General features: G+C 39.6%; 12 protein-coding genes and 1 pseudogene. 8 read left to right on the forward strand and 5 right to left on the reverse strand.

The window, feature by feature from the left end; all coding sequences use genetic code 11:
* Nucleotides 1-12: 12 nt before the first annotated feature.
* The 4 genes and pseudogenes from N5O98_RS09370 to N5O98_RS09390 form a co-directional block, all read right to left on the reverse strand.
* Nucleotides 13-1,032 carry a FecR family protein gene (locus N5O98_RS09370; RefSeq protein ID WP_022199136.1) on the reverse strand — a complete coding sequence of 340 codons (1,020 nt, stop codon included), beginning with the start codon at nt 1,030-1,032 and terminating at the stop codon, nt 13-15.
* Between the two features lie 33 nt (nt 1,033-1,065).
* A complete protein-coding gene (locus N5O98_RS09375; protein WP_022199135.1) occupies nt 1,066-1,668 on the reverse strand; it encodes an RNA polymerase sigma-70 factor in 603 nt (200 codons plus the stop codon).
* A 52-nt stretch (nt 1,669-1,720) separates the two neighbouring features.
* Nucleotides 1,721-3,460 (reverse strand): annotated as a pseudogene (locus N5O98_RS09380) (ATP-binding protein).
* A 299-nt stretch (nt 3,461-3,759) separates the two neighbouring features.
* Nucleotides 3,760-4,080 (reverse strand): DMT family transporter, encoded by a 321-nt coding sequence (locus N5O98_RS09390; RefSeq protein ID WP_118161424.1) that lies wholly within the window; start codon nt 4,078-4,080, stop codon nt 3,760-3,762.
* Nucleotides 4,081-4,234: 154 nt separating this feature from the next.
* Here N5O98_RS09390 and N5O98_RS09395 point away from each other — a divergent pair, with 154 nt between their 5' ends.
* The 5 genes from N5O98_RS09395 to N5O98_RS09415 all read left to right on the forward strand — a co-directional run bounded on the left by N5O98_RS09395 (nt 4,235) and on the right by N5O98_RS09415 (nt 9,119).
* A complete protein-coding gene (locus N5O98_RS09395) occupies nt 4,235-4,807 on the forward strand; it encodes a Crp/Fnr family transcriptional regulator (protein ID WP_008640756.1) in 573 nt (190 codons plus the stop codon).
* Nucleotides 4,808-4,881: 74 nt separating this feature from the next.
* Entirely contained in the window at nt 4,882-5,247 is a 366-nt protein-coding gene (locus N5O98_RS09400; RefSeq protein ID WP_004306433.1) for an MmcQ/YjbR family DNA-binding protein, read from the forward strand.
* Between the two features lie 259 nt (nt 5,248-5,506).
* Nucleotides 5,507-7,639, forward strand: coding sequence for a cation:proton antiporter (locus tag N5O98_RS09405; protein ID WP_118161423.1), 2,133 nt, complete (start codon nt 5,507-5,509; stop codon nt 7,637-7,639).
* A gap of 103 nt (nt 7,640-7,742) precedes the next feature.
* Complete coding sequence (locus tag N5O98_RS09410) at nt 7,743-8,219, forward strand: DinB family protein (protein WP_004299152.1); 477 nt, start codon at nt 7,743-7,745, stop codon at nt 8,217-8,219.
* 54 nt (nt 8,220-8,273) lie between these two features.
* The gene (locus N5O98_RS09415; RefSeq protein WP_118161422.1) at nt 8,274-9,119 is read left to right on the forward strand and encodes a hypothetical protein; all 846 of its coding nucleotides are present in this window, start codon (nt 8,274-8,276) and stop codon (nt 9,117-9,119) included.
* A 73-nt stretch (nt 9,120-9,192) separates the two neighbouring features.
* On the opposite strand, the gene N5O98_RS09420 is transcribed toward N5O98_RS09415, so the two are convergent.
* A complete protein-coding gene (locus N5O98_RS09420) occupies nt 9,193-9,813 on the reverse strand; it encodes a hypothetical protein (protein ID WP_008777379.1) in 621 nt (206 codons plus the stop codon).
* 198 nt (nt 9,814-10,011) lie between these two features.
* Here N5O98_RS09420 and N5O98_RS09425 point away from each other — a divergent pair, with 198 nt between their 5' ends.
* Genes N5O98_RS09425 through N5O98_RS09435 form a run of 3 tightly spaced genes read left to right on the forward strand, consistent with a single transcriptional unit; the run spans nt 10,012 to nt 12,057 of the window.
* Complete coding sequence (locus tag N5O98_RS09425; protein WP_004306427.1) at nt 10,012-10,428, forward strand: DUF3788 domain-containing protein; 417 nt, start codon at nt 10,012-10,014, stop codon at nt 10,426-10,428.
* On the forward strand, nt 10,425-11,555 hold the full coding sequence (locus tag N5O98_RS09430; protein ID WP_004306425.1) for a GyrI-like domain-containing protein: 1,131 nt from the start codon (nt 10,425-10,427) through the stop codon (nt 11,553-11,555). Before N5O98_RS09425 ends, N5O98_RS09430 begins: the two co-directional genes overlap by 4 nt.
* 31 nt (nt 11,556-11,586) lie before the next feature.
* A complete protein-coding gene (locus N5O98_RS09435) occupies nt 11,587-12,057 on the forward strand; it encodes a GyrI-like domain-containing protein (RefSeq protein ID WP_032845242.1) in 471 nt (156 codons plus the stop codon).
* The last annotated feature ends 123 nt before the right edge of the window (nt 12,058-12,180 follow it).

Here is a 12,180-nt window from a genome sequence, read left to right on the forward strand (position 1 = left end):
TTTAACATCTGTTCATTTGGGAAGTGTGATCACAATATTTTTTCCATTCATGGTATAAGTCATTTTGTCTGTAGACGACAATACATTCATAATCTCCTGAATACTTTGCTCTCTTTTACGGAAGTTTCCATAAAAACGAATCGTATTTAACGTGTCATCTGCAACGGTTATTTTTACGTCATAGCTTCTTTCCAGTTCTTTAATGATATCTGAAAGCAAAATTTCATCAAAGTAAAGGCGGTCGTTTGTCCATTCAGCACTGTAAGCGGCTTTGGTATCGGATACAGATAGTTTTCCTGTTTTTTTATCCAACAGCGCCTGTTGGTCCGGATGAAGTATGGTCTCTTTTTGCCGGGTATTCAGCGCTACCTTTCCTTCCAGCAGACAGACTTTAGCTTCCAAATCGTCTTTATAATTCCGGAAATTAAATTTAGTTCCCAATACTTTGACGTCTAGTTCTTCCGTATGTACTTTAAAAGGTATCTCCTCATTTCTGGTTACTTCAAAATAGGCTTCTCCCGACAAGTTCAATGAACGTTCATTAATTCCAAAATCTTGTGCATAGCTCATTTTGGAACCCGCATTAAGCCAAACCAACGTTCCATCAGGAAGATACAGTTTGGTTTTTGAACCGTATGGAGCTTCCACCGTAATCTGTGTCAATTGATTCCGGAGTACTCTCTTTCCACTCTGAAAGGCAATCGTTCCACAGAAAAAAACAATTACAACCATTGCAGCGGCATACATCCACGGACTGATAGTGAGTGTTTTTCGTTTTACCGATGGTTGCACAAGGTTTTCTGTATGCTCTAAAAATAATTGATAAGCCCGCTCTTTGTCGAAATGCTGTTCATCTGCTTCATCAGAAGCAGCGATCCATACTTCTTGCATATCGGAAAAATATTTCCGGTTTTCTTCCGAAACATTCAGCCAATTCTGTAACGACTGCATCTCTTCCGGTGTCAGACTGTTTGTCAGATAACCGATTATCCAATCATTGACTATATCCGTATGTGGTGATTGTTCATTCATAAAAGATAGTGCCTTTATATATACTACAGTTTTTTATAATAACAGGGTAGGATAAAAAGCAAAAATAATACATAAAAAAGTGCCCAGTTCTTTTTTAAGTATTACTAATGCGCTCTTTATATGATACTTAACCGTATTTACAGAAATGCCAAGTTCACGAGAAATTTCTTCGTAACTCATTTCCCGGAAGCGGCTCATGGTGAATACCTGTTTGCAGGCAGGCGGTAATTTGTTGATAGATTCGTGGATTTTCGATTCCAATTCTTCTTTTAGCAGGTTGCCTAAAGGATGCTCATTGTCAGAAACGATATTTTGCAATTGAATACCAGCCTGTTCAATGGTAGAAAAACGTATCTCTGTCTCCTGCTGTTTGAGGGCTAAGTAGTTCAGACATTTATTGCGTACGGCTATTATCAGATAGTTGCGAAGAGGAGGCACCAGTTCCAATTTGTCTCTGACTTCCCAAAGATGAAAGATTACATCGTTCACTATGCTTTCCGCCTGCACTCTGTCTTTCAAGAGATAATAACTAAGTTTGCAGAGAGCAACATAATGATAATCATATATGTATTTATATGCTTCATTATCTCCGGCCTTTAGCTTTTTTATAATGTGTTTTTCATCAATTGGAATCATATTCTATTTTTTCTGCTCTGCAATATTCGGATAATATATTGAAAGATGCAAATTAATCAGTAGAAAAATTGGAATTAGAAAAAGCATCAGGAACATACGGATGAGTGAACCAGAAGCACGAACCTTCCCCCTCACGGGATTCGACTCCAATCTTTCCGCCCATCCTTTTGACCAGGCTTTGACAGATGGATAATCCCAATCCGGCACCTTGTACAAATGAGTCCAATTTTACAAAACGATTAAAAATTTCATGTTTTTGTTCGTCGGGAATCCCTTTGCCCGTATCCGTTACACAAAAACGTACCTGACTCTCATCTTCCAATAAATAGGAAAGTGTGATTGAGCCTTTAGTGGTAAACTTCAAGGCATTAGTCAGAAAATTAGAGAGTACTTGCACGATTCGGTTTTTATCAGCATCAATCACAATCTGCGGTGAATTTTCATCAAACCGCAGTTCGACCGCAGTGTCACGTTTTTTATGTGAGAAGGTAGCAATCACTTCCCGGCAAAGTTGTGGTACATCCACCCGTCCCATAACAAGATCTATCATACCGGCTTCGATTTTGGAGATGTCCAGAATGTCGGAAATAAGGTTGAGCAACAGCTCATTGTTCTCCTGCACTAAAGACATATATACATGACGCAGCTCCGCCTCATCGGTTTCGGCAAGCAGACTGGAAAAACCGACGATGGCATTCAAAGGAGTACGTATTTCATGGCTCATATTGGCAAGGAATGCTGATTTGAGCCTGTCCGATTCTTCCGCTTTTTCTTTAGCTTGAATCAGCTCCAGTTCCACCTGTTTGCGGGTGGTGATATCGGTAGCCAGTTCCATGATTGCCCAACGTCCGTCGAGCCATTTTATTGCCATGCTCTGGATGGTATACCAACGTTTGGTGACCGGATTATAGTCTTCCCAAAAATGAACGCCTGTAAACTTACGGTTGGCATCGAGCAACTTCGGCTTCGGGCAGTGTTTACACCCATTTTCCAGACCTGCATTCAACATTCTCCAACATTCCGCATTTTCCGGAACTTCTCCTGCTTCTTCCCTGAAAGGCTTATTGGCAAAAATCACTTTCAACGTATCGTAATCACTCACAAAAATATTGGCATTGATATTGTCCAATACCTTTTGCATGGTTCGCTGCGACTGTTGCAGCGATGTTTCAACTTGCCAGCGTTTAGTAGCAGTAGATACAATTTGCGATATCTGGCTCATCAGTTCCACATCTTTTTCATCCCATTGTTTGTTCCAGCAAAAGTTGAACGAAAGAAAGCCGAAATGTACTCCCAATTGTGACAGGGGAAAAACAGCAATGGCTTTTACGCCTTGCACTTCGAGCATTTGAGTAATAAAGGGATCAAGCGAATAAATATCGGACGTACAAATGATATGGTTTTCTTCCAGCATGTCGAACCAGGGTTTTCCCGCTTCAATGGTCATACTCCGCAAGTAATCGATAGCGGGTTCTATACCGTCGTTGCACCATTCGTTGGTGCAGCCATACGTAACTCCGTCGAGGTGGTTTTCCCATGTCGCCAAACGGTCGACACCAGTATAACGGCCAATTTCGGCCAGTGCCATATTCATAGCAGTAGGTATATCCGGTTCCAATTACAAAATTTGCAGTACCTTGATAAATAATGCCTGCCGTCGGTTGGTTGCTTCGAGATTCTCCTGAATAGCGATCAAGTCTTTAGATTTCTCTTCAACCATCTGTTCGAGGCTGGTACGGTACTGTTCCAGTTCCATACCGCCCCCTTGAGGTTCAGAATCAGTGGATTTCATGTTTAATAGATAACAGTAAATAGAATTTTAGTTTAGTTTCGAATCCGGACGAGATGCGTCCCACATTCTGCAAATATATACATTTATTTTAGAAACCAAACTTTTTCCCATCAAAACGACTTCTTATAAATGCCTAATAATCGCAGAATTACGAAAGCATATATTACATAATCGGCCTCATCAGTTCCAAATTTCCCCAATATTATACCGGATGGAATCTTTTCAACAATATATGACTTACACTGAAAAAGTCCTTATCACACTTTTCTATCTATTAAAACTAAATCCTATTCGTCTGATTATATCAGTTTCAACCCTACGATTGAAATAATCAGAGTCGTCATAAAAAACAAACGACCCAAAGTTGCCGGTTCATGAAAGAACAGGATACCGATCAATACAGTCCCCACCGCTCCTATCCCTGTCCAAACAGGATACGCAGTGCCGATAGGCAATGTTTGCGCAGCCTTTGCCAGCAGGAACATGCTTAAGGTTACAGAGATTACAAATCCCGCTCCCCACAAATAAAAAACGGTGCCTGTCGCTCCTTTAATCTTGCCTAGACAAAAGGTAAAACCAACCTCAAACAGTCCGGCAATAATCAATATAATCCAATTCATATCCTTCTATTTTTAATATTAGACTGCAAAATTAACAAGATGCCCGGAGCTTTCACTTTACATTTGATAAGAAATGACAGTGTAAGAGTATCATCAATTCTTCTTTTCCTAATATAACTTTTTGTATTTTTGCAGAATAATGATTCAATGCGATATGGATATACACGAGATTATAAACAGGATATATCGGATGCCGGAGGCTTCAGCAGATAAGGTGGTCAAACATCTGTCAAAAGTCACATATCCCAAAGGTTATCATATATTGGAGGCTGGCAAGACTGAAACGAATATCTTTTTCATCGAGAAAGGGATTGCCAGAGCTTATATTCCCGTAGACGGAAAAGAGGTAACGTTCTGGATTGGGAAAGAAGGGTCAACCATTGTCTCATTGAAAAGCTATGTAAATAATCAACAGGGGTATGAGTCAATGGAACTGATGGAAAACTCGGTATTGTATCTATTAAAGCGCAAAGACTTACACGAATTATTCAAGGAAGATATCCATATTGCCAACTGGGGGCGCAAGTTTGCCGAATCAGAGTTCCTGCAAGCAGAGGAAAGACTTATTTCTCTCTTATTCACCACCGCGTCCGAACGGTATATGAAGCTGATACAAAATAATCCGGAGCTATTACAGAGAATACCATTGGAGTGTCTTGCTTCTTATCTGGGAATAACTCCGGTAAGTTTAAGCCGGATAAGGGCGAAATTGAAACGGGTACTTTGAGATAGAAACATGTTTTTCAAAAGCAAACAGAAAGTGATATATTTGTACAACGAATGAATCAAAAAAGAGAAGTCATGAATATCGAAGATTATAGAGAATATTGCCTGTCAGTCAAAGGAGCAACAGAATGTATGCCGTTTGATGAACATACTTTGGTTTTCAAGGTTATGGATAAAATGTTCACTTTTGCTACATTACGTCCTAAAAACGGAAGATTCTGGGCGGATATGAAATGTAATCCTGATAAATCAGAAGAGCTCATAGAACAATACGAAGACATTTTTTGGGGACCTTTTTCGGATAAGAAACATTGGATAACCGTTTACTTGGAAGGAGATGTTCCCGATAAACTCATAAAGGAGTTGATTAGCCACTCGGTAGAAGAAGTTATAAAGAAGTTACCCAAGAAAAAACAAGAGGAATACAAGAACATGATTTAGGATTCGAAAAATAGACATATCCGGCACTACTATTATTGCTAAAAGTAGAGCCGGATAAAATCACTATACACCCCAAAACGCACACACGGATAAAATCATCGTATATTTAAAAACGTATGTCCCAGGAACACTTGCATTCTTCATTCCGGCAATCATGAATCTGGAGAAAAAATAAATGACTAATTTTATTAACTAATGCTTTTTTAGAAGCATTTTTTTAGGTTATTTTGCGGAACAAATATCACGAACTCGTCAAATTATGGATTGGATTGGCCTTGATTTAACATTCCCTATCACCGACCCTACATGGATATTTCTCCTTGTACTCTTGATTATATTGTTTGCTCCGATATTATTGAATAAACTGCGCATCCCTCATATTATCGGTATGATCCTGGCAGGACTGGCTATTGGCGAACATGGATTTAATATCCTGGCACGAGACAGCAGCTTTCAGTTATTCGGGAAAGTCGGACTCTATTACATCATGTTCCTGGCTGGTCTGGAAATGAATATGGGAGATTTCAAAGAGACGCGAAACAAAGCATTGGTACTGGGATTACTGGCTTTTATCGTTCCTATCGGGATTGGATTCATGGCAAATGTATCTTATCTGAAATATGGTGTAATCACCTCTGTATTATTAGCCAGCATGTATGCCTCCCATACGCTCGTGGCCTACCCCATCGTCACCCGCTTCGGCATATCACGCCATCGTAGCGTAAGTATTGCCGTAGGAGGAACGGCCGTAACGGATACACTCACGCTGCTGGTACTGGCTGTTATAGGCGGATTGTTCAAAGGAGAAACCGGAGGATTGTTTTGGATTTGGCTGGTGGTAAAAGTAATCTTTCTAGGGGCACTAATTATTTATTTCTTTCCGCGCATCGGTCGTTGGTTCTTTCACCGGTACAATGACAACGTGATGCAATTTATTTTCGTGCTTGCGATGGTCTTTTTAGGAGCAGGGTTGATGGAGCTTGTTGGTATGGAAGGTATCTTGGGAGCTTTCCTCGCAGGATTGGTACTTAACCGGCTCATCCCCCACGTCTCTCCATTGATGGATCATTTAGAGTTCGTTGGTAATGCACTTTTTATTCCTTATTTCCTTATCGGAGTGGGAATGTTAATCAACTTACGTGTTATTTTCGGAGAGGGGGATGCCTTAAAAGTTGCCGCCGTGATGATAACCATGGCGCTGACAGGCAAATGGATTGCTTGCTGGCTCACTCAAAAGATATATAAGATGTCTGTTCTTGAACGAAATCTAATGTATGGTTTGAGTAATGCACAGGCGGCAGCCACATTGGCGGCTGTATTAGTTGGATACAACATTATTCTGCCCACCGGCGAACGTTTATTGAATGATGATGTACTGAACGGAACAGTCTTGCTTATCCTGGTTACTTGCGTAGTGAGTTCACTGATTACCGAACGGGCAGCCAGAAAAATGGCGATGGATGATTCACAACCTGAAAATGAATCGTCGAAAGAAACAGAGAAGATTTTAATATCCATAGCCAACCCGGACACTATCGAGGACATGGTAAATCTTTCTCTAGTCATACGTGACCCCAAATTGAAAGACAATCTCCTGGCATTAAATGTTATCAACGACGATAATAACTCTGATAATCTACGAATTCGAAGCAAACATTATCTGGAAAAAGCCGAAATGACAGCAACGGAAGCAAATGTACCACTCAAAAAGGTCACCCGGTATGATTTGAATATAGCTTCCGGTATTATCCATTCAGTCAAGGAGAATGAGATTACGAGTATTATCACCGGCCTGCACCACAAGAAAAACATCACAGATTCATACTTTGGAATACTTGCCGAACACTTATTGAACGGATTAAACTGTGAAATAATTATCTCTAAATTTCTGATACCGGTCCATACAATCAAACGGATTGTCGTTGCCGTCCCTCCTAAAGCCGAATATGAATCCGGTTTTCCTCATTGGATGGAGCACTTTTGTCGCATGGGGAGCACTCTTGGATGCCGCGTACACTTCTTTGCCAATGAAAAGACTACCATCCGCCTACAAGCGTGGATAAAGAAAAGGCATAAACAGACGCTTACCGATTTCTCTCTCTTAGAAGACTGGAATGACCTGCTGGTATTGACAGGACAGGTAAGTTACGATCATTTATTGGTTATTATCAGTGCACGACCAGGAACTCTTTCGTATGACAGTTCTTTTGAGAAGTTACCGAGACAGCTCGGGAAATATTTCTCCAACAATAGCTTTATCGTGTTGTATCCCAATCAGTCGGGAGAGCCATTGGATACGTCTTTCTTCTCTAAGCTATATACTGATACCGAAACCCGACATTACGAAAAGGTCGGTAAATGGTTTTACAGGTGGTTTAAGAAAGAGGGATAAAATTAGAATTGAAAAGTTCCGTTTAATTTATAAATATCGACACATTTATCTATATTTGTACCATTAGCAATTTTGCTATAAACACCTAAAGGAAAAGAATGGTATGTCAAACGTCGATTTTTCCAAAATAACAGAAGGAATCTATCATGTGATAGAAACTGAAGAGAAAATACTAACCGGGCTACAAAATGATACGATCACGTTGAAACGTAATAAACAAAATCGTACCATCAAACAGATTCTCGGACATTTGATTGATTCGGCATCAAACAATCACCAACGCATGGTCAGATTGCAATACAGTAAAGATTTGCTTTTCTTTCCCGATTACCGTCAGGATAATGATCTGTGGATAGCATTACAAGATTACCAAAATGAAGATTGGAACAACCTGATTCAACTATGGAAGTTTTTTAACCTGCATATCATTCAGGTTATAAAATCTGTAGACCAGACAAAACTGGATAGCTACTGGTGTGATTTTGAAGGAACAAAGGTTACGCTACAAGACATGATAGAAGGTTATCTAAGTCATTTGCACCTGCATATTCATGAAATCCATGAATTAATGAATGCCTAAAAAGGATAGCGGTTGCAGTTCTTTTATATTCTATAAATATTAAGATGTACCCACATGGCAACTTACACTCATTTCGCAAAACAACCCGATGTACTGAAACATCTGATACTCTGTGAAGTTCTTAGAAATGAAGCCCCACAAGTATATGTAGAAACCAATTCCGCATGTGCCATCTACTCCATGACGCAAACTCCGGAGCAGCAATATGGTATCTATCATTTCCTGGAGAAAGCAGATGATGACAAATCTCTAAAAGATTCCATTTATTACCAACTGGAAAGTACAGAAATGGCAAAAGGAAATTATCTGGGTTCTCCTGCCCTGGCAATGAATGTATTAGGAAAGCAAGCAAAAAGGTTTGTATTCTTTGATTTAGAAAAGAGTGCGTTGGAAAATGTGGGTACCTATGCCAAACAAGTCGGATTAAGTGCATCTGTAGAGATGCATCATGCCGACTCTTCGAGAGGTACCATAGAGCTATTGCCTTCACTTCCTTCATCCTCTTTCATTCATATCGATCCTTACGAAATAGACAAGAAAGGAGATTCAGGAGTAACCTATCTCGATATCCTGATACAGGCTACTCAATTAGGAATAAAGTGTTTATTATGGTATGGATTCATGACCGAAGATGATAAAGAATCTTTGGACAACTATATTGTATCCAGTCTGGAAAAGGCAGGTATCAAGGATTACATAGGTGTAGAGCTTACTATGAATTCAATAAGAAAAGACAGTATATTATGTAATCCGGGCATTTTGGGAAGTGGTATTTTGGCTACAAATTTATCACAAATCTCCAAAGATACCATTCTTGATTACAGTAACAAACTGGTTGATATATACAAAGATGCTAAATACAAAGATTATGATGGAAGTTTATATATTCAGCATCTTTGATATCCACTTATTAATTTAATTACCTAGAACATTACTCTACAAACAGAGCGTCAGAAAGCCGGAGCTTTTAAAATCAGTTTCCGGCCTTTTGGCTATAAATTAACTTATTTCTTTGGCTGATTGTCCACAAACCATCTATTAGCCGTACATTTTTCGTATCGTCATCTTCCACGTTCCATGCATAACCTCCTGAAGGCAGGCCACGTCTCTCCAATATTTCATTGGGCTGATTATTGGAAAAGAAAAGTTCCAGTTGCGTAGAGTCAGGACTAAACACAATAAAGGCAGAAGCATTGCTATCGTCCACCGATTCCGTGCGGATTCCTTTCTCAAACAAGCGGATACAGTCTTTTTGCACTTCACACCATACATATCCGGCAGAACCGATACAGCCATGTTCATCCCGATCACCTCCCACAATCGGAGATTGCGGATACTGAACTAATTTAGAAGCCGGCATTCCCGGTGTATATTTTCCGGTATAGAACACTTCCAGCGTATCATTCAGAAGCAAACCGTTGACTTCATCTTTATTTGCATCCATCGTACTGAACGAAAGGGTATCATTCTTATCAGTAACAATCGTTACCGTATTCATGGTTGCATCACTAACGATTCCTTTTGAGCTTGCCACTTTTGACGAGCAACCTGCCATGAGGCAGAGCGTACCTACTGCTAATAATATTGTTTTCATTTTCTTTAATTGGGGCTTTGTTTTAAAATTAATGCAAAGATAAAGGTTATACAGCCAATATTTCGCTTTTACAAAATAAATTAATTTCCGGGCAGATTGTTCACCAGCTACACACAAAATGCCTATATTGGACAACGATCTATTAGAAAATCAGCCTACCTTTGTGATATGGATAATCAAAAGTAAATACAGAATACCATGAAAGAAACTTTGCAGATTCCCACTCCCGAAACACTGGAAGCCTTGATAGGTAAGGAACTTTATGATATATGGACTTCACTTTGCCAGCTTATCGAGCAAAAGTACAATATGGAACAACTATGGAACCATGGAGGGAAAAAATGGATATACGAATATAAATATCGCAAAGGCGGAAAAACGCTGTGTGCCCTATACGCCAAAGAACAAACGATTGGCTTCATGGTCATTTTAGGTAAAGATGAGCGTGCCAAATTTGAATCTCTGCGAGAAGTATTCTCCAATGAGACTCAAAAGATATACGATGAGACGACGACTTTCCACGATGGGAAGTGGCTTATGTTCGAATTGAAAGACACTTATTTATTTAATGATATGGAGCGACTGCTATCCATCAAACGAAAACCCAACCGATGATTGAATCAGATATAAATAAAAGGTATTGTCAAAGTTGCGGGATGCCTCTCCGCTTTGATATAGAGAAATATCTGGGTACTAACTCCGACGGTTCCCGAAGTGATGAATATTGCTACTACTGCCTGAAAGATGGAAAATATATCGTCGACATTCCGATGTCGGAAATGATTAATATCTGGATAAAATACACCGATAAGTACAATGAATATGCAGATACCGCTTATTCGCCGAAGGAACTTAGACGAATACTCAACGAACGGCTCCCCAAACTGAACCGATGGAAACAGAAGTTGGAAACCAGTAATATCCATCACCAAAAGATTCAGGATATAGTCGTTTACATCAACAATCATTTATTCGATAGTTTAGATGCAGATATACTTAGTACGATAAGCGGACTTTCCAAATATCACTTCAGAAGAGTGTTTCAAACCGTTGCCGGAGAAAATATTGGAAGCTACATACAACGTTTGCGCCTCGAACATATAGCACATCTGTTAGTATCCACCGACTTTACATTAAATCAGATTTCGGAGCAAACAAACTATCAGACTAAATTCAGTCTGGCAAAAGCCTTCAAAAAACATTTTGGAGTGTCAACCTCTCAATATAGGGAGAAGTATAAGCCGATGTATGACGAACAGCATGCGGTTATCACTCCTGAAATCCGGTCGATTCTGCCGATGAAAGTATTTTGTATCGAGGTGGGTGAAAAGTATAAGGATGAACTCCGATACAAATTAATATGGGACAGGCTCACCAACTATGCTAGACAGCGCAATGAAGAAAAGTCGAATGATAAGTTTGTCAGCCTTAGTATGGACGACCCGGCCATCACCCCAATAGATAAATGTCGCTTCTATCTCGGGGTCATAATCGATAACAAAGAAAATGATTTCCAGCCGGGAGTGATAGAAGTTCCCGGTGGTCGTTATGCTATATTCAGGCATATCGGTGACTACTCTTTATTGCATAAATTCTACCGGACTATTTATGAAGAGTGGTTCCCGGAAAGTAAATATCGTCCTCAAAGCACCTTTAGCTTTGAAATGTATATGAACCGCCCTGCCTCCACCCTTAGAACAGAACTAATTACCGACATCTATATTCCGGTCATCAAGAAATAATTAATTATCAACCCTCTAAAAACAATGTATTATGGGAAAAATTTCAGAAATCATGCTATTGAAGCAACCGAAACAGCCCGCTTTGGCTGTTGAAGTACAAACAGATATGAACGGAATGTCGGAAGCTATCGGAAAGAACTTTGTAAAAATAGACTCTTTATTTAAGGAACAGGGTGAAGTCACTACCGACATCCCCTACGTTGAATATCCCAACTTTGAAAGTCTGACGGAACACAATATCAAAATGATTATTGGTCTAAAGTCATCCAAAGAATTACAGGGTGAAGGGGATATACGCTCCATAACGATACCGGAAAGAAAAATAGTTTCCTGTCTGCATAGAGGAACTTACAGCGAACTGGCTGTCCTGTACAACGAGATGATGGAATGGATAAAAGCCAACGGTTACAAACCTTCGGGAACATCCATTGAATATTATTACAGCAATCCTAACGTACCCGAAGAAGAACAGGTGACGAGAATAGAAATGCCACTATTATGAATGTTTTCTTCATCTAGTTATTTCTTTCTTCCTATCAATAACTATCGAAGATACATTCCAGTTTTCGTTTAACTTAAGTCAAACTAACGCTTGACTTAAGTTATTCTTTCGCTTGACTTAAGT

The organism is Bacteroides sp. LFL-34 (assembly GCF_027257075.1).
GTDB lineage: Bacteria > Bacteroidota > Bacteroidia > Bacteroidales > Bacteroidaceae > Bacteroides > Bacteroides ovatus.

What these genes read in the sequence shown, in the direction of transcription:
- N5O98_RS09370 (WP_022199136.1), bottom strand. Translation starts at nt 1,032, where the DNA reads ATGAATGAACAATCACCACATACGGATATAGTCAATGATTGGATAATC.
- N5O98_RS09375 (WP_022199135.1), bottom strand. Translation starts at nt 1,668, where the DNA reads ATGATTCCAATTGATGAAAAACACATTATAAAAAAGCTAAAGGCCGGA.
- N5O98_RS09390 (WP_118161424.1), bottom strand. Translation starts at nt 4,080, where the DNA reads ATGAATTGGATTATATTGATTATTGCCGGACTGTTTGAGGTTGGTTTT.
- N5O98_RS09395 (WP_008640756.1), top strand. Translation starts at nt 4,235, where the DNA reads ATGGATATACACGAGATTATAAACAGGATATATCGGATGCCGGAGGCT.
- N5O98_RS09400 (WP_004306433.1), top strand. Translation starts at nt 4,882, where the DNA reads ATGAATATCGAAGATTATAGAGAATATTGCCTGTCAGTCAAAGGAGCA.
- N5O98_RS09405 (WP_118161423.1), top strand. Translation starts at nt 5,507, where the DNA reads ATGGATTGGATTGGCCTTGATTTAACATTCCCTATCACCGACCCTACA.
- N5O98_RS09410 (WP_004299152.1), top strand. Translation starts at nt 7,743, where the DNA reads ATGTCAAACGTCGATTTTTCCAAAATAACAGAAGGAATCTATCATGTG.
- N5O98_RS09415 (WP_118161422.1), top strand. Translation starts at nt 8,274, where the DNA reads ATGGCAACTTACACTCATTTCGCAAAACAACCCGATGTACTGAAACAT.
- N5O98_RS09420 (WP_008777379.1), bottom strand. Translation starts at nt 9,813, where the DNA reads ATGAAAACAATATTATTAGCAGTAGGTACGCTCTGCCTCATGGCAGGT.
- N5O98_RS09425 (WP_004306427.1), top strand. Translation starts at nt 10,012, where the DNA reads ATGAAAGAAACTTTGCAGATTCCCACTCCCGAAACACTGGAAGCCTTG.
- N5O98_RS09430 (WP_004306425.1), top strand. Translation starts at nt 10,425, where the DNA reads ATGATTGAATCAGATATAAATAAAAGGTATTGTCAAAGTTGCGGGATG.
- N5O98_RS09435 (WP_032845242.1), top strand. Translation starts at nt 11,587, where the DNA reads ATGGGAAAAATTTCAGAAATCATGCTATTGAAGCAACCGAAACAGCCC.